Origin of the sequence: Streptomyces sp. BR123 (assembly GCF_013401435.1) — a bacterium.
In the GTDB taxonomy this organism is placed as follows: Bacteria; Actinomycetota; Actinomycetes; order Streptomycetales; family Streptomycetaceae; genus Streptomyces.
In genome coordinates, this window is record NZ_JACBGN010000004.1 from 13,218 (window position 1) to 34,121 (window position 20,904).

Sequence of the window (20,904 nt, forward strand, 5' to 3'; positions counted from 1 at the left end):
ATGAACACGTACGCACCGGGACACGGGCCCGGGATCCACGCAGAGGTGGGCGACCAGATCGTCGTAGGCGGCCCGACCGTCGGCAAGCCGGGCCGGGACGGGGAAGTCGTCGCCCTGCACCACCAGGACGGCACCCCGCCGTACGACGTGCGCTGGTCCGACACCGGCCGCACCAGCGTGTTCTTCCCGGGCCCCGACGCCCGTGTCCGGCACCTGCACGAAGGGGCGGCACGCCCCGCCGCGGGAAGCCGATCGGATCAGTAGCTCCCGGCTGGACGGGAGGCCCCCTCCTGCCGGAGCTACGGTGGACATGTGGTCCTCTCACCGTCGTTGTCGGCCGGAGGTGGGACATGAGCGCAGGCGGTCGGCCTGCCGGGAGCGGTGTGCCGCGGCTGCGGCTGGACGAGCTGCTCGAAGAGCTCCAGGTACGCATCGACGAGATCAGGGGGACCCGGGACCGGCTGAACGGCCTCCTCGAAGCCGTCATGTCGGTCGGCCGGGCACTGGACCTGCCCCAGGTCCTGCGCGGCATCGTCGAAGCCGCCGTGGTCCTGGTGGACGCCGAGTACGGCGCGCTCGGTGTGATCGGCGACGACGAAAGACTCGCCGAGTTCCTGCCCGTCGGCATCAGCGACGACCTCCGCGCACAGATCGGCGACCTGCCCTCCGGCCACGGCATCCTCGGCGAGCTGATCCGCAACCCGCAGCCCCTGAGGCTGTCCGAGATCTCGGAGCACCCCGCCTCCTACGGCTTCCCCGCCCACCACCCGCCGATGCACTCCTTCCTCGGCGTCCCCGTCCGGGTCCGCGACGCGGTCTTCGGCAACCTCTACCTCACCGAGAAGCGAGGCGGCGCAGACTTCGACGAGGAAGACGAGGCACTCCTGTCCACCCTCGCCATCGCCGCTGGCATCGCGATCGACAACGCCCGTCTCTTCGAGGAGGTGCGTCTGCGGGAGCGCTGGCTGGCGGCCAATTCCGAGATCACCAGTGCCCTGCTGTCCGGAGCCTCCGAGGACGAGGTCCTCGAAGGCATGCTGGAGCGGGCCAAGGACATGACCAGCGCCGACACGGGTGTGCTCTACCTCCTCGGACCCGCCGGCGAACTGCGCGGCTCCCTCGCCTCGGGGGAGGGAGCCGAAGCGCACCGCGGGATCGTCTTGCCCAGCACCCAGGGCACCCTGGCCGAAGCCGCCCTCGCCCAGGACGGTCTGATCACGGTCAAGGACATGGAGACCGACGGGAACGTCACCGTGCAGCCGGAACGCTGGAAGGGTTGCGGCCCGGCCGTAGCCGTCACCGTCAGCACGAAGGAGAAGCTCAGCGGCGTCCTGATCCTGGCCAGGCGCCGCGGCCGCGCGGTGTTCGCCACCGCGGAGGTCGCCGCCCTCCCCGGCTTTGCCGGGCAGGTGGCCATGGCCCTGGAACTGGCCGACCGCCGCCGCGACGCCGAACAGGTGAGCATGCTGGAGGACCACGACCGCATCGCCCGCGACCTCCATGACCTCGCCATCCAGCGCCTGTTCGCCACCGGTATGACCCTCCAGGGCGCCCAGCGGCTGGTCGAGCACCCGGAGGCATCCGAACGGCTCGCCCGGGCGGTCGACGACCTCGACGCCACCATCAAGATCATCCGATCGACCATCTTCGGGCTGCGCGAGCACGAGACCCCCGCCACGGGCTCGAAGCTGCGCTCCCGGGCCGTCCAGACCCTGGACGAGGCCTCGGCCGGACTCGGCTTCGCCCCCGCCCTGCGCATGGAAGGGCTGATCGACACCGATGTACCGCCGGCCGTGGCCGACGAGGTCCTCGCCGTACTCGGCGAGGCCCTCACGAATGTCGCCCGGCACGCCGAAGCCACCCGCGTGGAGGTCGCCATCGTCGCGGCGGACGGCGTACTGACCGTCACGGTGACGGACGACGGCATCGGCCTGGCGGAGGGCGGTCGGCGCAGCGGACTGCGCAATCTCGCCGAGCGCGCCGTGCAACTCGGAGGCCGGATGGAGGCCGCTGCACGGGGCGAGGGCACGCGCGGTACCTGTTTGGAGTGGGAGGTCCCCCTGACCTCGTCGGGCCTGTGACCGACCGGCGCCGCTCCCCGCGAGGCCGGGTACCGGTCACGTGGGCTTCACAGGCTGCTGCCGCTGCCGTAGGGGGCGTACAGGTCGAGCAGGCGGATCCGGGTGGCTTGCAGGCGGTGGGCGAGGACCTGCCCGACCCAGTGGCCGACGGCGGAGCCGAAGACGGGATCGGCATCCATCAGCGTGCGTACACGTGCCGCGTCGAATTCGTAGGCGCGCACGGGGGTCATCGCCTCGGCACCCAGACGCCAGGCATGCGGCTTGAACAGCCACGAACACCCGACCAGCTCGCCGGCGCCGAGGCTCTCGATGACCGCGGCGCGCCGACCGGGCACGTGGACGTCGAGGGTCACGGTGCCGGACCGGACGATCCAGAACCGGTCGGCACGGCCGCCCTCGCGGAAGAGACGGGTCCCCTCGGCGAAGTTCACCTCCCGGGCCATCTCCATCAAGCGGGTGCGGCAGTCGGCGGGCAGTGCCGTGGCGATTCGGATGGGTGACGGGGCGCTCATGGACGGCCTCCTGAATCGAGTTCGTCTCCAGTCTTCGCGCGCGGGCGCATTTCCGGCTTGGGCCCTGTGGCCCCCATCCCGGTCCCGAACGGCCTATGCCCGGATCCGTGCAGAGCGAGACGCTGGGAGGCAGACGGCTCGTCCACGGCCGCCGGCCCCCTTCGACCCGGCAGGTGCGAGATGTACTGGAACGGCCATGGCATGGGCGCCTGGGGATGGTTCGCCATGTCACTCACCGCGCTGATCCTCGGGGCTCTCATCGTCGCGCTGGCAGTGCTTCTGGTCCGCGCCTTCAAGCGCGAGGGCGCGGACGGACGGGCAGCCGCCCCGGATTCCGGACGCGGCAAGGGGGCCGAGGGCCTGCTTGCCGAGCGGTTCGCCCGGGGCGAGATCGACGACGAGGAGTACGAGCGGCGGCTCGCGGTGCTGCGCAGCCATGCCCCCGGCCCCACGTTCCCGCGAGAGTGAGATGCCCACCGCGGGCCGAGTCCTGGCGGCTCGCCTGCCGACCGGAGGGGCGCCGATGATGGAGAGCCAACCGCTCGGCACGGCCCACGCCCCGTCCCGGTCCTCGGCCGAAGCGCCGGGGCGACGGGTGGAAGAGCTGGCCGCCGAGGAAGCGCTGGAGCTGCTCGGCAGCGTAGGGCTGGGGCGCGTCGTCTTCACCCGGCACGCGCTGCCCGCCGTACGCCCGGTCAATCACGTTCTCGACGCCGGAGACATCATCATCCGCCCCCACGACGGATCGACGCTCGCAGCCCTGATGGAGGCGCAGGAAGGGACGGGCGTGGTCGTCGCGTACGAGGCCGACACCATCGATCCCGAAGCCCGTGTCGGCTGGGGCGTGGTGGCCACCGGCTACGCCACCGCCGTCACCGACCCGATCGAGCTGGAGCGCTACGCGCACCTCCTCCTGCCCTGGGTCGAGGGCGCGTTCTCCGGTCCCATCCGGATCACGCCCGGCCTGGTCACCGGCTTCCGACTGCATTGAGGGGGCCCGTGGCAACCGGGCTGCGCGGGCAGAGGCTCGGGGACCGACCGACCGGCACGCACTGGGGACCGACCGACCGACCGGCCGATGCGGGGCGGCCCGGCCGGGGGTCGGCCCGGCGGTACCGGAGGAAGGAAACGAAGAGCGCCCCCGTACGGAGCGCAGCACGACGCGGCGGCCGAGCAGCCGAAGGAGCGATGACGTCATGACCACCATCAGTGGACCGGGAGACCCTCCACCCCGCGAGCCCGAGGGCCGGACGACGGGAGGCCGGACCGACCTGGGGCGCCGGCTTGCCGCCCGTCGAACCGCGGCCGGCATGAGCCGCGAGGAGCTGGGAGAGCGCTGCGGCGCCGACGCGCACTACGTCGCCTGCCTGGAGGAGCACGTCGCCCTCCCGGCGATCGGGACGCTCGCTCGTCTCGCCGATGCGCTCGGCACCACCGTCGACGCCCTGGCCGGCACGGGCTCCGAGCGCGATCCGGGGCCGCCCGCCATGGCCCCCGACGTTCGGCCGGTCACTCTGGACGAGGAGGAGTGCCGACGGCTGCTCGGAGTCCGGGGCATCGGCCGGGTGGCCGTCTTCACCCCCGAGGGTCCCGCCGTCCACCCCGTGAACTACCTGATCGCCGCCGGGGACGTCACCTTCCGTACTGCGGCCGACACGGTGCTGGCACGGGCCGCGGGCAGCGAGGCCGCCTTCGAGGTGGAGCGGATCGACGAGGTGGCGGCCAGGGCGTGGAGCGTGCTTGCCGTGGGGGTGCTCCAGGAAGCGACCGACCCGGCCCAGCTCGAGCGCCTGGCCGACGCGGTCCACTCCACACCCTGGGCGGGCGGTACCCGTAGCCACTGGATGAAGCTGACCCCGGTCCGGCTCACGGGCCGACGGGTGGCGTGCCGCTGACCTTCCGGGACGGCACGTGCCGGCCTCGATCGGTGATGCCGCCGGCACGGTGCCCCCGTAATCCGCCGCCCCCGTATTCCGAGAGCAGCTGTCTGCGCACCTTCTCCGTGAGCAGGGACAGCTGCTTCGAGGTCGTCGGAGCCGGGGGCCGGGGGTCTTGGATGTGCCTGGCCTCCTGCGGAAGGGCGTCGAGGTCGGCCTCGAAGCGGGAGCGCGCGGCGGTGAGGGAGTCGCTCGGGCCGGTCCGGCGGCCGTTCCGCATCACCGTACCGAGCAGCGGGTCCGCGCCCGGCGGACGCGCCTCGTCCCGGAGGGCGATCACGTCTGCCCGCCCGGGCCACCGGTACACCTGCTTGGGCGCCGGAGCGGTGGCCTTCGCCGAGGACAGCTTCATCACCGGCCGCCCGCCGTAGGCCACCAGCTTGTACGCGGCGTCCAGATACGGTGCGTCCGCGGCGACACCCACGCGGGTGCCCACCGCGAAGACATCGACGGGAGCCCCGGAGCGGATCAGGTCGTCGATCGCGTACTCGTCCAGACCGCCGCTGGCGATGATCTTCACGTCAGGCAGGCCTGCGGCGTCCAGCCGGGCGCGGGAGCGGTGCGCCAGCTCTCCGAGGTCACCGCTGTCGAGGCGGATCGCGCAGCCCGGACCGCGCCGTAGCCCGGCCAGGACTCGGGCGGCGGTCGTCACGCCCCGGTCGGTGTCGTAGGTGTCGACGAGCAGGGTGATGGGACCGGGATGGGCGCGCGCGAAGGCCCGGAACGCCTGCTCCTCGGAGGGGAAGGATTCGATGTACGAGTGCGCCATGGTGCCGGAGGCGGGCAGGCCCAGTCTGACTGCGGCGTCGACGTTGCTGGTCGCGGCGAACCCGACGAGCCCACCGAGCCGGGCCGCCTGAAAACCGGCCTGCGGTCCGTGGTTGCGGCGCAACGAGAAGTCGACCACCGGCCGCCCCCGGGCGGCCAGGACACAGCGTGCCGCCTTGGAGGCGACGGCCGTCTGGTGGCAGAGCTGGCTGAGCAGGTACGTCTCGACGAGCTGGGCCTGGGGGAGGGGCGCCGTCACCTCCATCAGCGGCTCACCGGCGAAGACCAGCCGCCCCTCGGCGACCGCGCGCACCTCGCCCTCGAACCGCAGGCCCACCAGCGGAGCCAGATCCGCCGGTGGCCGGTGCAGTGCCTCGGCGAACACGCGGGCGTCGTCCGCCGTCACCTCGAACCGGGCCAGGTAGTCGAGGGCGGGCTCCAGCCCGGCGGCGACGAGGAAGCCCCGTCCCGGGGGCAGGTCCCGCACGAAGAGACTGAAGGTCGCCTCGGCGTCCATGCCCTCGCCCAGGTACGACATCGCCATCGTGACCTCGTACAGGTCTGTTGTGGTCACATCCGACATGCCTCCAGCGTGCCGCGCAGGCGGAGAATGCGCTGGACAACCCGGGACCGCGCCGGGGCCGGACGAACCCCTGCCCCCATCGGCGTGTCACACCCCGGCCGGTCTTCCCACACCCTGAGCCGGGGCCGAACGGCCCCGTCGCTGCCCCGACAGGCCCAAGCGGACCGGGTGGCGGCGGAACGAGAGTGGATACGGAAGCCCGCACGAAGGCGCCGGTCACACGGCGCCGGAAATCCAGGAGCACCCCATGTCAGGCACGCATATGGAGCGGAGGCGCAGCCTCTTCCCCGACCTCACGGACTGGTTCGGAGCCGACTTCCCGCGCTTCCCGATGTGGCGGCCGGCCCTCAACGCCCACCCGATCCCCATCGAGGTGACCAGCGACGAAGGCACGTACACGCTCCGCGCCGAACTGCCGGGGATGGACCCCGAGAAGGACATCGAGATCACGGTCGACGGCGACACCCTCACCGTGAGCGCCGAGCACACCGAGAGCACAAAGGAGAAGGACCACTCCGAGTTCCGCTACGGATTCTTCCGCCGCAGCGTCCGCCTGCCCCGGATCCCCACCGAGGGAGTCGAAGCAGCGTACGAGGACGGCATCCTCACGGTCCGCGTACCGATGGAGCCCGAACCCCCCGCCGGCCGCCGCAGCATCCCCGTCAAGCGCCCCCAGGGCACGGAGACGGAGGAGGCGGGTGAGACGGGGAAGTCGGGGGAGACGGGGGAGACGTCATGACGGCCAAGAGGGTCCTGGTCGCCTACGGGAGCAAGCACGGCGCGACCGCCGGGATCGCGGCGGAAATCGGCAGGACCCTCCGCGAGGACGGCCTGGATGCCGTGGTGCTCCCCGCGGACGACGTGGACGACGTCCGCGGCTTCGACGCCGTCGTCCTCGGCGGGTCCCTGTACGCCGGCCGCTGGAGCGGCAAGGCACGGCACTGTGCGGAACGCAACGAGCACTACCTCAAGCACCGCCCGGTCTGGCTGTTCAGCAGCGGCCCGATCGACAGCTCCGCGGAGCAGCACGAGATCCCGCCGGTGCCGGCCGTGGCCCGGCAGATGGAACGGCTCGGAGCCCGCGAACACGTCACCTTCGGAGGCAGCATCACCGCGAGCACACCGGGTCTCATCGCGAAGGCGGTGATCCGGCACGGCAGGGGCGGCGACTTCCGCAACCCGGAGCGGATCCAGACCTGGGCCCACCACATCAGCAGCGAACTCGCCGCGGCCGCCTGAACGGCCGACCCGGTGAGCCGAGCCGCCGGAAGGCGGCTCGGTCGCACGGCGACCTGTGCCTCTCCAGCGGTCAGGCCGGCAGCCGTGGGCGGAGGCGGGACGTGACGTCCACGACTCCGGGCACGGCGCGCGCGATGTGCACGAGCACGTCCGCCAGCGTCGGATCGGGCACCTCGCCCTCCAGCCGTACGACGCCGTGGTCGACGTGGACGTGCACGACCGCCGATCCGGCGGGGATCAGCTGCGCCATGAGCAGCTCCCGCAGTTCCTCGGCGATGTCCCCGTCGGGGCGGAGGTAGATCTTCAGAAGGTCGCCGCGACTGACGACGCCCACGAGCCGGCCGTCGTCATCCACCACCGGCAGCCGCTTGAAGGGCCCTCTCGCCATCAGACGGGCGGCGCCGGCGATCGTGGCGTCCCCGGGCACGGTCACCGGCGGAACGGTCATCAGCTGCCCGGCGGTCACGGTGTGCGACTCGTCTGCGCCCTCCGCCTTCGACAGGAGGTCGGTCGCGGCCTTGGCCAGGAGGTCGGCCTCGGAAACGACGCCGACGACCCGGCCCTCGGCCGACAGCACGGGCAGTGCGCTGAAACCCCACCGCCGCATGGTTCCGACGATGTCGTGGACGGTGGCTTCGCGGTCGACCGATACCACGGCGTGCGTCATGACGTCGTTCACGGTGCGCAGGTGTTTCATGATTCCTCCAGCCGCTGGATACCGTGCTCTCCCAGCCTGGCTGCACACGTCCACGGGGAGTAGGGCCGACCGGGATCCGAACGGGCGCCGACGGGGCCGGAGCCTGCGCCGTCTACGACGGGTCTCCTCGTGTCCCCCCGGTGCGTGCGGCGACGTAGTCCGCGCATCCGTCAAGGGTGGTGAGCGAGGGGTAGTCCTGTTCCGGCAGGGCGAGCCCCGTCCGTCCGCTGAGCACCTCGACGAAGGTGAGGAAGTCCAGGGAGTCCATCTCCAGGCGCTCCCGGAACTTCTCGTCGGGTGACACCGCGGAGAGGTCGGCGCCGGGGACGACCTCCTCGATCACGGCTTTGATCGTTTCGAGGGCTTCGTCGCGGGTCACAGGTCCTCCGGATGCTGGAGCAGGCGGTCGAGCGCGGTGAGGAAGCGGGCGCCGGTGGCTCCGTCGCTGGCCCGGTGGTCGGCGGACAGTGTCGCGGTGACGGTCGGGTGGACGGTGAGCATGCCGTCGACCGCGACGGGTCGGTCGGTGATCCGGCCGAGGCCCACCATCGCCACCTGGGGCGGATAGATCACGCCGAAGACCGACTCGACCCCCTGGTCGCCGAGATTGGTCACGGTGAGCGTCGGGTCCGCCGTCTCCGAGGCACGCAGCCTGCCGTGCCTGGCCCGGGAAACGAGGTCCTTCAAGCTGGCCATCAACTCCGGCAGGGGCATGCGGTCGGCATCGGCCAGGGCCGGGGCCACCAGTCCGCCTCCGCGCAGCGATACGGCCGTACCGAGGCGGACACCGGTCGCGGGCACGAAGCGGCCGTCCGCCCAGTGACCGTTCAGTTCGGGTACCTCACGCGCGGCCAGTGCCACTGCCTTCAGCATCAGCGCGACCGGGACGAAACGTGCCGGGACCGGTCGAGTGCTGTTCTGCTGCCGCATCCAGCCGAGGGCCTCGGTGAGGTCGATGGTCGTGGACAGGTAGTAGTGCGGGATCTCCCGCTTGGCCCGGGACATCAGCCGGGCGATGGCCAGGCGATCGCCGGGAGACGGCGTCGCGCGGGTGGCGCGCGCGGCGGCCGGTGCGGGCGGCGGCCCGGTTGCGGCAGCCTGTTCGGTGAAGACGGTGGAACCGGGTGTGCTGCTGCCGGTTCCGGACGCGGCACGGACGTCGTCGGCCTTGATCGCGCCCCGGCTGCCGGTGCCCTTCACGGTCGTGAGGTCGACGCCCAGTGACTCGGCGAGGCGTCGCGCGAGCGGCGACGCCGCGATCCGTCCCGTCGCCGGACGTGCTGCCTGGGACACGTCCGCCCGGGTGATCCGGCCGCCCCTGCCGGTGCCGTGCACGGCCTGGAGGTCCACTCCTTCGTCGGCCGCCTGGTGCCGGACGAGGGGGGTGGCCGGTGGGGCCTCGGCGGCAGGTCCGGGCGTGACGGGAGGCGGTCCCGGCGCGGTGGGGGTGATGACGGCCAGGGGCGTTCCGACGGGGACCGTCGTGCCCGGCTCGACCAGCAGCTCGGTGACCGTTCCCGAAGCGAAGCACTCCACCTCGATCGTCGACTTGGCCGTCTCCACGACGGCGACGACGTCGCCCCGTGCGACCTCGGCTCCCTCCGCGACCAGCCACTCGACGAGGGTGCCCTCGTCCATGTCGGCCCCGAGGGACGGCATGGTGAACTCGCCCACGTCAGGCCACCGCCTGCCGGACCGCTGCCACGATGGAAGCGGGCTGGGGCAGAGCGGCCTCCTCCAGCTGCCGTGCGTAGGGGATCGGTACCTCCTGGCTGCACAGGCGCTGGACCGGGGCGTCGAGCTCGTAGAAGGACCGCTCCATGATGCGGGCGGCGATCTCCGCGGAGAGACTGCCGCTGCGCCACCCTTCGTCCACGATCACGGCCCGGTGGGTGCGGGCGACGGACTCCAGCACCGTCGCGTCGTCCAGGGGCCGCAGGGACCGCAGGTCCACCACCTCCGCGCTGATGCCGTCCTCCGCCAGGGCTTCGGCGGCTGCCATGGCCTTGGGCAGTGACCCGCCGTACGTGACCACGGAGACATCCGTGCCCGGACGGCGTACCGCCGCGGAGTCCAGGCCGACGGAATCGATCGTGGCGTCCAGATCCCCCTCCTCGTTGTAGAGGCTCCCGTGCTCGAAGAGCACGACGGGGTCGGGGTCGTCGAGGGCCGCGGCCAGCATGTGCCGGGCGTCGTCCACGGTCGCGGGGGTGAGCACCCGGATGCCCGGGATGTGGGCGTACCAGCCCTCCAGGCTGTGGGAGTGCTGGGCGGCGAGCTGGCGCCCCGCCCCGGTGGTCATCCGGATCACGATCGGCACGTTCAGCTGCCCGCCGGACATGTGCAGCAGGGTGGCCGCATTGTTCATGATCTGGTCGAGGGCCAGCAGGCTGAAGTTGACGGTCATGATCTCGACGACCGGCCGCAGGCCGCCCAGCGCGGCACCGATGCCCGCCCCGACGAATGCGGATTCCGACAGGGGGGTGTCGCGGATCCGGTCGGGTCCGAATTCCTCCAGCAGGCCGAGGCTCACCCCGAAGCAGCCGCCGTACCGGCCCACGTCCTCACCCATGAGGAAGACCCGGGGATCCCCGCGCAGGGCCTCGCGCAACCCTTCCCGCAGGGCCTCCCGGTACGTCGTACGGGCGGTCGCCGTGCTTCCGGCGGTCGCCGTGCTCCCGGCGGACTGACGCGCGTTCATCTCGTGCTCCCGGTCGTGCTCGTCACGAACCGCAACAGGTCCGCGACCGGTTCGTACGGGGCGGCCTCCGCGGAGCGCACGGACGCGTCGATCTCGGCGGACACGTCCTCCTCCAGCCGCTTGCCCGCCGGGTCGTCCAGGGTTCCCTCGGCACGCATCCGCTCCTCCAGGCAGGCCAGGGGGTCACGTGCCTTCCACTGCGCTATCTCCTCCTTGCTCCGGTAGCGGTCCGGGTCGTACATCGAGTGAGCCCGGAAGCGGTACGTCCGCGCTTCGAGGAAGTGCGGGCCGCCGCCCGCCCGGACGGATTCGGCCGCCCGTCGCGCAGCCGCCTCGACGGCCAGTACGTCCATGCCGTCGACCGTCCAGGCGGGCATACCGTACGACGCGGCGCGCATCGCGAGGTTCGTTTGCGCGTGTTCCCGCGCCAGACTGGTCCCCATGGCGTACAGGTTGTTCTCGCAGACCAGCAGCAGGGGCAGCTGCCACAGCGCGGCGAGGTTGGCCGTTTCGTGGAACTCGCCCTCCGCGTAGGCACCGTCGCCGAAGAAACAGCACGTCACCCGTTCGGCGCCGCGCATCCGGTCGGCGAGTGCCAGGCCGGCGGCCAGTGGCAGTCCGCCGGCCACGATGGCGTTGCCGCCGTAGAACCGCCGTCCCGCGTCGAACAGGTGCATGGACCCGCCGCGCCCGCGGCTGCACCCGGTGGCCCTGCCGAACATCTCGGCCATCACGGCCTCGGCCGGCACGCCCCGGGCCAGGGCGTGGCCGTGCTCGCGGTACGTGGAGACCACGGCGTCCTCCTCGCGCAGGGCCTGTCCGACGCCCACGGCGACTGCCTCCTCGCCGATGTACAGGTGGACGAAGCCGCGGATCTTCGCCGCGCTGTACAGCTCGACGCAGCGTTCCTCGAACCGCCGGATCAGCAGCATCTGCCGCAGAAGCTCCCGCTGGTGGTCACGGCTGCCGGTACGCGGCTCGCCCGCCTGCGGCTCCGGCGGCCGGCGGCGACCGCCCGCACGCTTCGGGCCGGGGGCTCGCTTGGTGGTCGTGCTCATGGTCGTGCCTTCCTCAGAGGCTGCTCAGACGGGACCCTCCAGGGTCGACAGGTCGCCTTCGGGCAGTCCGAGTTCCCGGGCCCGCAGCAGGCGGCGCATCACCTTGCCGCTGCGGGTCCTCGGGAGGTTCTGGTCGAACTCGATCTCCCGCGGGGCCACCGCGGGCCCGAGCCGCTTCCGGGCGAAGGCCAGCAGTGCGCGCTTCAGCCCGGCTTCCGGTTCGTACCCGGGACGCAGCGAGACGAACGCCTTGACCACGGCTCCCGCGACCGGGTCGGGGCGGCCGATCACGCCCGCCTCCGCCACGGCCGGATGCTCCATCAGAGCGCTCTCGACCTCGAAGGGCCCGATGAGGTGCCCGGCGGATTTGATCACGTCGTCCGCACGCCCGACGAACCAGAACCATCCGTCCTCGTCCCGTTTCGCCAGATCGCCGGTGAGGTACCAGCCGTCGGCGAAGCAGGCGTCGTACCGCGCCCGGTCGTTCAGATAGCCGCGGAACATCGACGGCCACCCCGGCCGGAGCGCCAGCTCACCCTCCACACCCGGCTGGGTGACCGGTCGTACGTGCCCGTCGGTGACCGCCGCACGTCCGTCGTGACCGCGTTCGAGGATCGCCGCGTGCACGCCGGGCAGCGGCCGCCCCATGGATCCGGGACGGATGTCGCTGGACGCGTAGTTGGCGATCATGATGGCGCCCGTCTCCGTCTGCCACCAGTTGTCGTGCACCGGCAGGCCCAGGACCTCCTGCCCCCACACCACGGCCTCCGGGTTGAGCGGCTCGCCGACGCTGGCGACGAAACGGAGAGCAGACAGGTCGTACGGTCCGGGAAGCCCGCTGCCGCTGCCCCGCGGCGTGGCGCGCATGAGCATGCGGATCGCCGTGGGCGCCGTGTACCAGACCGCGACGTGCTGGGCGTCGAGGATCCGGTACCAGCGGTGCACATCGAACTCGCCCTCGTCCACCACCAGCGTGGCCCCGTGGGTGAGAGGGGCGATGATCCCGTACGAGGTGCCCGTCACCCAGCCGGGGTCGGCCGTGCACCAGTACACGTCCCGAGGGCCGAGGTCAAGGGCGAAGGCCGCCGTGGCGTGGTGCGCAACGACCGCTTCGTGCACGTGCACCGCGCCCTTGGGGGTGCCGGTCGTCCCGCTGGTGAAGTGGAGCAGGGCCATGTCCTGCGGGCCGGTCGGCGGCACCGCGAACACCGGCGGGGCCTGAGCCATGAGGTGGTCGAGTACGAGGGTGCCCGGCGGCAGGTCGGTGACGGGTCCGGCCAGCAGCACATGGGCCAGGCCGGGCAGCAGGTGCCGGATCTCCTCGACCTTGCGCCGGTACAGGGCCTCGGTGGTGACCAGGACCCGGGCGTCGCCCAGGGCCAGCCGCTGGCGCACCGGCTCCGGGCCGAACGCCGAGAACAACGGGCACAGCACCCGTCGGGCACGCAGGGTGCCCAGCACCGCGGTGTACAGCTCCCGGCGCCGGCCCAGCAGGGTGAAGACCCGCTCCTGCGGGCCTGCTCCCAAACCGACGAGGACGTTCGCGAACCGTGAGGCGTCGGCAGCGAGCTCTGCGTAGCTGATGTGGGTCACGGAGTCGTCGGCGGCCACGCACCGCAGGGCCTCCCAATCGCCGTGACCGGCTTCGATGTGCCGGTCGACGGCTTCGAAGCCGATGTTCATGCCGCCGCCCGGCAGGCCGCTCAGCCATGACCGGGCCTTGTCCCAGGTGAACGTCGCACGGGTCTGCTCGTAGTCCGGGAGCCGCCATGCGTCATCAGGGTGGCGCTGCTTTGTGATGATCGAGTAGGTCATGGCGGGCTCCTCGTCCATCACGGGCACATCCGGATGGTGGTCCAGAACCACCATCCGCCGGACCCGGTACGTCGGGGGAGGGCCGAACGGTCCTGGGCGGGGACCGCTCGGTCCCACCGCGTGCCGGCACGGGCCGGGAAGTGCCCGGCCGGGCGGCCGACGCCCGCGAGATCCTGGAGCTGGGCGCCGGGCACGGGCGTGACGCACTGTACTTCGCCCGCGAGGGGCTTCTCCGTGTCGGCCACCGACTTCAGCCCGATGGGCTGGAGCAGCTGCGCGAAGCGGCGGCCGCGCAAGGCGTTGCCGACCGGGTCGCTGCTGTGGTCCATGATGTCCGCGAGGCGCTTCCACTCGCGAGCTCCCTGCCGACAGAGCCAGCGGGTTCAGTCCGGCTCCATGTAGGGGCGGCGGAAGACCGGAGCCTGGCTGACTCCCCACGGGTGTACGGCTGCCAGTGCCTGGACGACCGCGGATTCGAGGGAACCGCCGGTGTCGATCGTGACGGCCTCGGCCCACGGGGCTTCTCTGGCGGCGATGGCCCTGGCGATGGCGCGGTCGGCGTCGGACGCGCCCAGGGTGCGGGTGTCGATCCGGGCCTGCGACACGTTGTCGGGAACCTGGCAGTGGAGTGCCACGAGGTCGGCGTCGGCGCGTTCGGCCATGCGGAGGGCGGCCTCGCGCTGTCCCGCATCGGACCAGGTGGCGTCCAGCACGACCGATTCGCCGGAGGACAGCAGGGCCGACGCCCGGTCGAGGAGGGCGGCGTACGTGTCGGCCGTCCACTCGGGCGTGTACAGGCCCTCGCCGTAGCCGGCAGCCGCCGACTGCTCCGCGGGGATGCCCGCCAGTTCCTTGCGGATGCGGTCGCTGCTGAGCAGCGTCACACCGAGGCGGTCGGCCAGGGCTCCGGAAAGAGTGGACTTCCCGCTGCCCGGGAGCCCGCCGACGAGTGTCAGGCACACCGCGGAGGTACGCAGGTGGCGCAGTGCGATCGAGACCAGCCGCCGCGCCGCCGACTCCAGCCCCGGGGCCCCCTGGTGTGCCTGGATCAGGGAGACCTTGGCGCGCACGAACGCGCGGTAGGCGACGTAGTGGTGCCACAGGGAAGGGGGTGCCGGGTCGCCGGAGTACTCGCCGTACCGGGCGAGGAAGTACGACGCGGCCTCGGGAGCCCCGAGGTGCTCCAGGTCCATGGCGAGGAACGCGGCGTCGTCGAGGCCGTCGACGTAGCGGAGGGTGTCGTCGAATTCGAGGCAGTCGAGGATGCGGGGGCCGTCGTCCAGGCAGAAGATGTCGTCGCCGAGCAGGTCGCCGTGACCGTCGACGATCCGCCCTTGCTCGATACGGGTGTCGAACAGGTGCTTCCTGCCGGCGAGATAGCGGCGTACCAATCGCTCGACCTCCGCCAGCCCGTCGGGCAGGCGCTCGGCGCCGACCAGCTCGCGGACCTGCGCGAAGCTGGCTTCCCAGCGCGCCGACAGCGCGTCCCTCGTGCCCTGTTCGTCCACTTCCGGGCCGCGGACCGCACCTGCGTGGTGTGCGGCGAGCCGACGGGCGACGTCCTGGAGGAAGCCGTCGACCGCAACGCCCTCCCGTACCAGTGTCGAGAGGCGGCGGTCCGTCGGCATCCGGCGCATGACCACGAGCGGTTCCGGCACTTCCGCACCGGGGCCGCGGATCTCCCCCACCCCCAGGTAGACATCCGGCGCGAACTGCCGGTTGAGGGCCACTTCCTGTGCGCAGGCGGTCCGGCGAGCCGCCACGGCCGTGTAGTCCAGGAACTCCAGGTCGACCGGCTTCTTGAGCTTGTAGGCGCGGTCGCCGACGAAGAAGACGACCGCGGTGTGGGTCTCGCACACCTCCGCCCGCTGCGGCGGGGCGGCGTGGGGGCCGGTGCCGTGCCGGAGCGCCGAAGCGCCGGAGTGGTACGCGGGCCCGGGCGGCTCCATGGGGTTGCCGTCCGGCTCAGTCATGCGGGACGACGGCAACGGGGCAGCGCGCGTGATGGATGGCGGCCTGGGCGACGGAGCCCAGGCGCGGTGCCAGGGCGGGACGGTGCTTGCGCCGGCCGACGACCAGCAATCCTGCTCCCTCGGCAGCCCGTGCAAGGGCCCTGGCCGGGCTTTCGAGGGCGATGCTGTCGGCGACGTCGAGATGCGGGAACTTGTCGCGCCACGGGTGCAGGGCGAGGTCCAGCCGCTTCCGGGCCTCCTGCTTGATCTCTTCGGTGACTTCGTGGTCCACGCCCCACGGTGTGTAGGCGTGTACAGGCAGGCTCTCGCCGTGGACGGCCCGCAGGGGTACGCCGCGCGCCGCCGCGGTTTCGAAGGCGAACGCGAGCAGGTCATCGCACGGGCCGCGGAGTTTCAACGCCACCACCACGCCGCCCGGCGGCCTCGGTGTGGGCGGCCCGTCGCTTCGTGCGCCGGCCCGGACCAGAACCACCGGCCGCTCTGCCCGGGCCACGACGGGCGTGCTGATGTCACCCAGGAAATAGCTCTCCACGAGCTCCAGCCCCCGCGAACCGAGCACCGTCATCTCGGACTCGGATGCTGCGCGCAGGAGAGCTTCCTGGGCGTCGTCGGCAACCAGCTCGCCGACGATCGGCAGTCCTGGATGAGCGGCCTGGAGCTCTGACCGCGCCTTGTGCACGAGCTTCTTCGCCCAGTAGTTCTGGTCGATCTCCGAGGGAATGCGCGTCGGTTCCGGGGCCAGCATGGGCCAGGCGTGGAGCAGACGCAGCGTGAGCCTGCGCCGGTCGGCCTCGTCGGCGGCCCAGCGGGCAGCGGCCAGGCTCTCCGGTGAGCCGTCGAGGCCCACGGTCACGACCGGGTCCATGGCCTCAGCCTCCTCTCACGAGAACTTTGGGATCACAGTGCACGAGTCTCCCGGCCATGCGGAGCAGGCGCACCGAAGCGGCCTTCCGCGGCGGCCGCCGGCCGGGTGAGCGTCACCGCCTGCCGGGCGCGCCCCCGGCAAAGCCCCGTCGGCAGCCCTCATGACCTCATGCCAGCGCATCCGATGTGCGGCGGCACGTTCTCCGGCACGTCCTTGACGACCTTCTGATGGCGCGAAAGCCGCGCCGGGAGACAGCAGTTCGGAACACCCGTCAGGAATCCGTCAAGGATGGGTGCCGCCGCGGAAGGAACACGTCAAGACGGTCACCTACCTGCACTGATGGGGGTGAGACTGCTGTGCCGACGGTGACGGAATGACGTTCCGTGGCGCGTATCCGGCGGCGTGTGACCTGAACACCGCCGACGGCACGCACGATCCGGCCTGGGGGGTCCGGATTCGGAGCGAGTAGGCGCCGGATGCCCGTCGCACACCACATGAGCCGTCCGGCGACCGGTGTGGGGATACCGGGCCGGACGGCTCACGTGCGTTGTCGTCCGTCCTGTTCGCCGACTCTTCAGGTCACCGCTGCGGTCGGGAGCTCCGCCGCCACCGGAGGACCGTCTCCGGCTGTGGGCAGGGTGAGGACCATGGTGAGGCCGCCGCCGGGGGTGTCCTCGGCGGTGAGGGTGCCGCCGACGGCTTCGGTGAAGCCGCGGGCGACGGCGAGGCCGAGTCCGACGCCGGCGCCGCGCGGGGCGTCGCCGTGGCGCTGGAAGGGTTCGAAGATCCGCTCCTTGGCCTCGTCCGGGACACCCGGGCCGCCGTCCACCACGCGCAGTTCCACCCGGTTGGCCAGGGCACTGGCGGAGACGAGGACCGGCCGGCCGGCGGGGCTGTACTTGACGGCGTTCTCGACGATGTTGGCGACGGCGCGTTCGAGCAGGCCCCGGTCGACGGCGACCATGGGGAGCGTTTCGGGGATGTCGAGTTCCACGCTGTCCTCGGGTACGCCGCCCAGCGCCATCGGGACCACTTCGTCGAGGTCGGTCTCGCGGATCAGCGGGACGACCGTGCCGGTGTTGAGCCGGGACATGTCGAGCAGGTTGCCGATGAGGGCGGAGAGGCGGTCCGCACCGTCCTCGATGCCTTCCAGGAGATCCGCCTTGTCCTCCTCGGACCATTCGACGTCGTCGGAGCGCAGCGAGGTGACGGAGGCCTTGATACCGGCCAGCGGCGTGCGCAGGTCGTGGCTGACGGCGGCCAGCAGGGCGGTGCGGATGCGGTTGCCCTCGGCCAGTCGGCGGGCTTCCTCGGCCTCGTCGACCAGTCGCTGCCGGTCCAGTACGACGGCGGCCTGGGCGGCGAAGGCCCCGAGGACGCGGCGGTCCTCGGCGGGCAGCACCCGGCCGGACAGGGCCAGGGCCATGTTCTCGCCGATCGGCATGTCGACGTCGGCGGCCTCCGGGCGGCCGACGGGCTGGTGGCCCACAGCGGCCGCGGTGGTCCAGGAGTCGACCTCACTCGCGCGTTCCAGGAGGGCGACGGAGTCCATCGCGAAGGTCTCGCGGAGCCGTTCCAGCAGAGCCTCCAGGGAGTCTTCGCCCCGCAGCACGCTCCCGGCGAGGACGGAGAGGATCTCGGACTCGGCGCGCAGCCGTGCGGCCTGGTGGGTGCGGCGGGCGGCCAGGTCCACCACGGAGGCCACCGACACCGCCACCCCGACGAAGATCGAGATGGCGACGATGTTGCGGGGGTCGGAGATGGACAGCCGGTGGAGGGGCGGGGTGAAGAACCAGTTCAGGACGAGCGAGCCGACGGCCACGGAGGCGAGCGCCGGGAGCAGCCCGCCCAGCAGCGCGGCCGCCACGGTGAGGGTGAGGAACAGCAGCATGTCGTTGGCGAGCCCGAGATCGGGAACGACCTGGCTGAGCAGCAGGGTGAGCAGGGCCGGGCCGGCGACGGCCGTCAGCCAGCCCCAGATGATCCGGGAGCGTCCCAGTCGGGCGCCGCGGGGGATGGGCAGGCCGCGGCCCTTGGCGGCCTCGTCGTGGGTGACGATGTGCACGTCCAGGTCGGGGCCGGACTCGCGGGCGACGGTGGCGCTCACGCCCGGCCCGAACACGTACTGCCAGGAGCGGCGCCGGCTCACGCCGAGCACGATCTGCGTGGCGTTGACCCCGCGGGCGAACTCCAGGAGGGAGTCGGAGACCTTGTCCCCGATGACGTGGTGGAAGGTGCCGCCGAGATCCTCGACCAGGGTGCGCTGGACGGCCAGCTCCTTGGGCGAGGCCGAGCTGAGGCCGTCACTGGCGGCGATGTAGACGGCCAGGACCTCACCGCCGGCACCCTTCTCGGCCAGGCGCGCGGCCCTCCGGATGAGCGTACGGCCCTCTGGGCCGCCGGTCAGGCCGACGACGATGCGTTCGCGGGCCTGCCAGGTGGTGCGGATGTTGTGCTCGCCGCGGTACTCGCGCAGGTACTCGTCGACCCGGTCGGCGGTCCACAGCAGGGCGAGTTCGCGCAGGGCGGTCAGGTTTCCCGGGCGGAAGTAGTTGGACAGGGCCGCGTCGACCTTGTCCGGCTTGTAGACGTTTCCGTGGGCCATGCGGCGGCGCAGTGCCTGCGGGGACATGTCGACCAGCTCGATCTGGTCGGCCCGGCGGACGACCTCGTCCGGGACGGTCTCCCGCTGCCGGACCCCGGTTATCGTCTCCACCACGTCGCCCAGCGACTCCAGGTGCTGGATGTTGACCGTCGAGACGACGTCGATGCCGGCCTGGAGCAGCTCCTCGACGTCCTGCCACCGCTTGGCGTTGCGCGACCCGGGCACGTTCGTGTGCGCGAGCTCGTCGACGAGTGCCACGGCCGGACGCCGCGCGAGGATCGCGTCGACGTCCATCTCGGTGAAGGTGCTGCCCCGGTACTCGATCTCGCGCCGCTCGATCACCTCCAGGCCGTGCAGCATCACCTCGGTACGCGGCCGGTTGTGGTGCTCGACGAAGCCGACGACGCAGTCGGTGCCCCGCTCGATCCGACGGTGTGCCTCGGAGAGCATCGAGTACGTCTTGCCGACGCCCGGTGCCGCGCCGAGGTAAATACGGAGCTTTCCGCGTCCCATGGTGCCGGCTTCTCGTGTGTGCTGACAGGTCTGTGCGCGTGGTCCCGGAACCGTTCCGGCCGGGGGCCGGTCACGGTTCGAAGCGGTAGCCCATCCCCGGTTCCGTGATCAGGTACCGGGGGTGGGACGGGTCCGCTTCCAGTTTGCGTCGGAGCTGGGCCATGTAGACGCGCAGGTAGTTGGTGTTCTCGCTGTAGGTGGGCCCCCAGACCTCCAGCAGCAGCTGCTGCTGGGAGACCAGGTGCCCGGGGTGGGTGACGAGGATCTCCAAGAGGTGCCATTCGGTCGGGGTCAGCCGTACGGTGCGGTCGCCGCGCCGCACCTTCTTCGCCGGCAGGTCGATGCTGAACCCGTCGGTCGTGATCACGGTGACGTCGTCGGCCCGCCCGTCCGGCTCCGCCTGTCGGCGGGTGGCCGCCCGCAGCCGGGCCAGGAGCTCGTCCATGCTGAAGGGCTTGGTGACGTAGTCGTCCGCGCCCGCGTCCAGCGCCCTGATCTTGTCCTCCGACGTGTGGCGGGCGGACAGGACCAGGATCGGGACCTTGCTGGAGCTGCGCACTCCCTTGATGACCTCGATGCCGTCCATGTCGGGCAGCCCGAGGTCGAGGACGATGACATCGGGTTTGCGGGCGGCGGCGAGCCGCAGGGCCGAGCCGCCGTCGGGCGCCGCCTCGACGTCGAACTTCCGCGCCTGAAGATTGATCTTGAGTGCGCGGACGAGCTGGGGATCGTCCTCCACCACGAGCACCCGGGTCATCGGTGTGCAGCCTTCCTTCGATACGAGCACGGGAGAGACCGGCGGGGCGCTCGGGCCCCCCAGCGGCGGCTGGGGGAAACCGGCGCCCTGCCGGCTCTCGGTCCGTGCGAGGTGAACCATCAGTTCTCGGACAGTGCCTTGAGGGCGGTGTTGAGTTCCAGCACGTTGACGCGGGGCTCGCCCATGAAGCCGAGGGTGCGGCCCTCGGTGTTGTCCTTGACGAGCTTCTCCACCTGGGCGACGGTCAGGCCGTTCCTCTCCGCGACCCGGTGGATCTGGAGTTCGGCGTACTCAGGAGAGATGTGCGGGTCCAGGCCGGAGCCGGAGGAGGTGACCGCGTCGGCCGGTACGTCCTGCGGCTTGACCTCGTAGGCGGCGGTGGAGTTGTCGGCGACCACGGCGGCCTTGGCGTCGGTGACCCACTTGATCAGGTCCTGGTTGTCGCCGGCCCGGTTGGTGGCGCCGGAGAGGATGAGGGAGTACCGGGTGTTCACGCTGTTGGAGCCCAGTCCGTTGGAGGGGCGGGGCTGAAACCACTTCAGGTCCGGCCTGGCCGCCTCCTCCGCGTCGTTGGGGTCCTGCTTGGGCAGGTTGTAGGTCTGCCCGATGAGGGAGGAGCCGACGACCCGCCCGCTCTTGTCCTTGATCTCGGAGCCGTTGGCCTTGTCGTTGAACAGGGCCTGGGCGATCCCGGTGACGGCGAGCGGGTAGAGCACGCCGCAGAGCACGGTCAGGACCAGCAGGGCGCGCAGGCCGGCGCCGATCAGGCGTGCGGTGTTGCCTACGGAAGTGTTCATGGC

21 protein-coding genes are annotated in these 20,904 nt (G+C 71.7%); 7 read left to right on the top strand and 14 right to left on the bottom strand.

The features are described 5' to 3' along the window. Together HYE82_RS00995 and HYE82_RS01000 are read left to right on the top strand one after the other, a co-directional pair. A complete protein-coding gene (locus HYE82_RS00995; protein WP_218782132.1) occupies nucleotides 1-264 on the top strand; it encodes a DUF1918 domain-containing protein in 264 nt (87 codons plus the stop codon). An 86-nt stretch (nucleotides 265-350) separates the two neighbouring features. Further along, nucleotides 351-2,081, top strand: a complete 1,731-nt coding sequence (locus HYE82_RS01000) for a GAF domain-containing protein (RefSeq protein WP_179171958.1) — start codon at nucleotides 351-353, stop codon at nucleotides 2,079-2,081. Between the two features lie 47 nt (nucleotides 2,082-2,128). Here the strand turns inward: HYE82_RS01000 and HYE82_RS01005 are convergent, their stop codons facing one another. After that, nucleotides 2,129-2,593, bottom strand: a complete 465-nt coding sequence (locus HYE82_RS01005) for a Crp/Fnr family transcriptional regulator (protein WP_179171959.1) — start codon at nucleotides 2,591-2,593, stop codon at nucleotides 2,129-2,131. Nucleotides 2,594-2,818: 225 nt separating this feature from the next. On the opposite strand from HYE82_RS01005, the gene HYE82_RS01010 reads away from it, so the two are divergent. The 3 genes from HYE82_RS01010 (at nucleotide 2,819) to HYE82_RS01020 (ending at nucleotide 4,488) form a co-directional block, all read left to right on the top strand. After that, on the top strand, nucleotides 2,819-3,061 hold the full coding sequence (locus HYE82_RS01010; protein WP_256986808.1) for an SHOCT domain-containing protein: 243 nt from the start codon (nucleotides 2,819-2,821) through the stop codon (nucleotides 3,059-3,061). A 55-nt stretch (nucleotides 3,062-3,116) separates the two neighbouring features. Continuing rightward, nucleotides 3,117-3,584 carry a pyridoxamine 5'-phosphate oxidase family protein gene (locus HYE82_RS01015; protein WP_256986809.1) on the top strand — a complete coding sequence of 156 codons (468 nt, stop codon included), beginning with the start codon at nucleotides 3,117-3,119 and terminating at the stop codon, nucleotides 3,582-3,584. Between the two features lie 205 nt (nucleotides 3,585-3,789). Then, nucleotides 3,790-4,488 carry a pyridoxamine 5'-phosphate oxidase family protein gene (locus tag HYE82_RS01020; protein WP_179171961.1) on the top strand — a complete coding sequence of 233 codons (699 nt, stop codon included), beginning with the start codon at nucleotides 3,790-3,792 and terminating at the stop codon, nucleotides 4,486-4,488. Here the strand turns inward: HYE82_RS01020 and HYE82_RS01025 are convergent. Further along, the gene (locus HYE82_RS01025) at nucleotides 4,460-5,881 is read right to left on the bottom strand and encodes a nicotinate phosphoribosyltransferase (protein WP_179171962.1); all 1,422 of its coding nucleotides are present in this window, start codon (nucleotides 5,879-5,881) and stop codon (nucleotides 4,460-4,462) included. The two genes, HYE82_RS01020 and HYE82_RS01025, sit on opposite strands and share 29 nt — an antisense overlap. 247 nt (nucleotides 5,882-6,128) lie before the next feature. Here HYE82_RS01025 and HYE82_RS01030 point away from each other — a divergent pair, with 247 nt between their 5' ends. Both HYE82_RS01030 and HYE82_RS01035 read left to right on the top strand, forming a co-directional pair. Continuing rightward, complete coding sequence (locus HYE82_RS01030) at nucleotides 6,129-6,620, top strand: Hsp20/alpha crystallin family protein (RefSeq protein WP_179171963.1); 492 nt, start codon at nucleotides 6,129-6,131, stop codon at nucleotides 6,618-6,620. Then, nucleotides 6,617-7,120 carry a flavodoxin domain-containing protein gene (locus tag HYE82_RS01035; RefSeq protein ID WP_179171964.1) on the top strand — a complete coding sequence of 168 codons (504 nt, stop codon included), beginning with the start codon at nucleotides 6,617-6,619 and terminating at the stop codon, nucleotides 7,118-7,120. Before HYE82_RS01030 ends, HYE82_RS01035 begins: the two co-directional genes overlap by 4 nt. Nucleotides 7,121-7,190: 70 nt before the next feature. Here the strand turns inward: HYE82_RS01035 and HYE82_RS01040 are convergent, their stop codons facing one another. The 12 genes from HYE82_RS01040 to HYE82_RS01095 all read right to left on the bottom strand — a co-directional run bounded on the left by HYE82_RS01040 (nucleotide 7,191) and on the right by HYE82_RS01095 (nucleotide 20,901). Further along, the gene (locus HYE82_RS01040) at nucleotides 7,191-7,817 is read right to left on the bottom strand and encodes an HPP family protein (protein ID WP_218782133.1); all 627 of its coding nucleotides are present in this window, start codon (nucleotides 7,815-7,817) and stop codon (nucleotides 7,191-7,193) included. 112 nt (nucleotides 7,818-7,929) lie between these two features. Then, entirely contained in the window at nucleotides 7,930-8,196 is a 267-nt protein-coding gene (locus HYE82_RS01045) for an acyl carrier protein (RefSeq protein WP_179171965.1), read from the bottom strand. Next, a complete protein-coding gene (locus HYE82_RS01050) occupies nucleotides 8,193-9,491 on the bottom strand; it encodes a dihydrolipoamide acetyltransferase family protein (protein ID WP_179171966.1) in 1,299 nt (432 codons plus the stop codon). Before HYE82_RS01050 ends, HYE82_RS01045 begins: the two co-directional genes overlap by 4 nt. Nucleotide 9,492: 1 nt before the next feature. Beyond that, nucleotides 9,493-10,518: an alpha-ketoacid dehydrogenase subunit beta gene (locus tag HYE82_RS01055; protein ID WP_179171967.1), complete on the bottom strand. Its 1,026-nt coding sequence runs from the start codon at nucleotides 10,516-10,518 to the stop codon at nucleotides 9,493-9,495. Further along, a complete protein-coding gene (gene pdhA, locus HYE82_RS01060; RefSeq protein ID WP_256986815.1) occupies nucleotides 10,515-11,450 on the bottom strand; it encodes a pyruvate dehydrogenase (acetyl-transferring) E1 component subunit alpha in 936 nt (311 codons plus the stop codon). The genes HYE82_RS01055 and pdhA overlap by 4 nt, the downstream gene beginning before the upstream one ends. Nucleotides 11,451-11,600: 150 nt before the next feature. Beyond that, entirely contained in the window at nucleotides 11,601-13,391 is a 1,791-nt protein-coding gene (gene acsA, locus HYE82_RS01065; protein WP_179171969.1) for an acetate--CoA ligase, read from the bottom strand. 17 nt (nucleotides 13,392-13,408) lie between these two features. Next, nucleotides 13,409-13,720: a hypothetical protein gene (locus tag HYE82_RS01070; protein ID WP_179171970.1), complete on the bottom strand. Its 312-nt coding sequence runs from the start codon at nucleotides 13,718-13,720 to the stop codon at nucleotides 13,409-13,411. Between the two features lie 54 nt (nucleotides 13,721-13,774). Continuing rightward, nucleotides 13,775-15,250 (bottom strand): bifunctional aminoglycoside phosphotransferase/ATP-binding protein, encoded by a 1,476-nt coding sequence (locus HYE82_RS01075; RefSeq protein WP_179172010.1) that lies wholly within the window; start codon nucleotides 15,248-15,250, stop codon nucleotides 13,775-13,777. A 106-nt stretch (nucleotides 15,251-15,356) separates the two neighbouring features. Next, a complete protein-coding gene (locus HYE82_RS01080; protein WP_179171971.1) occupies nucleotides 15,357-16,229 on the bottom strand; it encodes a universal stress protein in 873 nt (290 codons plus the stop codon). 574 nt (nucleotides 16,230-16,803) lie between these two features. Beyond that, nucleotides 16,804-19,347 (bottom strand): sensor histidine kinase KdpD, encoded by a 2,544-nt coding sequence (locus tag HYE82_RS01085; protein ID WP_179171972.1) that lies wholly within the window; start codon nucleotides 19,345-19,347, stop codon nucleotides 16,804-16,806. A gap of 70 nt (nucleotides 19,348-19,417) precedes the next feature. Further along, nucleotides 19,418-20,104: a response regulator gene (locus HYE82_RS01090; protein WP_179171973.1), complete on the bottom strand. Its 687-nt coding sequence runs from the start codon at nucleotides 20,102-20,104 to the stop codon at nucleotides 19,418-19,420. A gap of 119 nt (nucleotides 20,105-20,223) precedes the next feature. Then, a complete protein-coding gene (locus HYE82_RS01095) occupies nucleotides 20,224-20,901 on the bottom strand; it encodes a potassium-transporting ATPase subunit C (RefSeq protein WP_179171974.1) in 678 nt (225 codons plus the stop codon). Nucleotides 20,902-20,904: the final 3 nt, after the last annotated feature.

Bases quoted from the DNA above. Each gene is read 5' to 3' on its own strand.
- HYE82_RS00995 (WP_218782132.1), top strand. From the start codon at position 1: ATGAACACGTACGCACCGGGACACGGGCCCGGGATCCACGCAGAGGTG.
- HYE82_RS01000 (WP_179171958.1), top strand. From the start codon at position 351: ATGAGCGCAGGCGGTCGGCCTGCCGGGAGCGGTGTGCCGCGGCTGCGG.
- HYE82_RS01005 (WP_179171959.1), bottom strand. From the start codon at position 2,593: ATGAGCGCCCCGTCACCCATCCGAATCGCCACGGCACTGCCCGCCGAC.
- HYE82_RS01010 (WP_256986808.1), top strand. From the start codon at position 2,819: ATGTCACTCACCGCGCTGATCCTCGGGGCTCTCATCGTCGCGCTGGCA.
- HYE82_RS01015 (WP_256986809.1), top strand. From the start codon at position 3,117: ATGATGGAGAGCCAACCGCTCGGCACGGCCCACGCCCCGTCCCGGTCC.
- HYE82_RS01020 (WP_179171961.1), top strand. From the start codon at position 3,790: ATGACCACCATCAGTGGACCGGGAGACCCTCCACCCCGCGAGCCCGAG.
- HYE82_RS01025 (WP_179171962.1), bottom strand. From the start codon at position 5,881: ATGTCGGATGTGACCACAACAGACCTGTACGAGGTCACGATGGCGATG.
- HYE82_RS01030 (WP_179171963.1), top strand. From the start codon at position 6,129: ATGTCAGGCACGCATATGGAGCGGAGGCGCAGCCTCTTCCCCGACCTC.
- HYE82_RS01035 (WP_179171964.1), top strand. From the start codon at position 6,617: ATGACGGCCAAGAGGGTCCTGGTCGCCTACGGGAGCAAGCACGGCGCG.
- HYE82_RS01040 (WP_218782133.1), bottom strand. From the start codon at position 7,817: ATGAAACACCTGCGCACCGTGAACGACGTCATGACGCACGCCGTGGTA.
- HYE82_RS01055 (WP_179171967.1), bottom strand. From the start codon at position 10,518: ATGAACGCGCGTCAGTCCGCCGGGAGCACGGCGACCGCCGGAAGCACG.
- pdhA (WP_256986815.1), bottom strand. From the start codon at position 11,450: ATGCTGCTGATCCGGCGGTTCGAGGAACGCTGCGTCGAGCTGTACAGC.
- acsA (WP_179171969.1), bottom strand. From the start codon at position 13,391: ATGACCTACTCGATCATCACAAAGCAGCGCCACCCTGATGACGCATGG.
- HYE82_RS01070 (WP_179171970.1), bottom strand. From the start codon at position 13,720: ATGGACCACAGCAGCGACCCGGTCGGCAACGCCTTGCGCGGCCGCCGC.
- HYE82_RS01080 (WP_179171971.1), bottom strand. From the start codon at position 16,229: ATGGACCCGGTCGTGACCGTGGGCCTCGACGGCTCACCGGAGAGCCTG.
- HYE82_RS01085 (WP_179171972.1), bottom strand. From the start codon at position 19,347: ATGGGACGCGGAAAGCTCCGTATTTACCTCGGCGCGGCACCGGGCGTC.
- HYE82_RS01090 (WP_179171973.1), bottom strand. From the start codon at position 20,104: ATGACCCGGGTGCTCGTGGTGGAGGACGATCCCCAGCTCGTCCGCGCA.
- HYE82_RS01095 (WP_179171974.1), bottom strand. From the start codon at position 20,901: ATGAACACTTCCGTAGGCAACACCGCACGCCTGATCGGCGCCGGCCTG.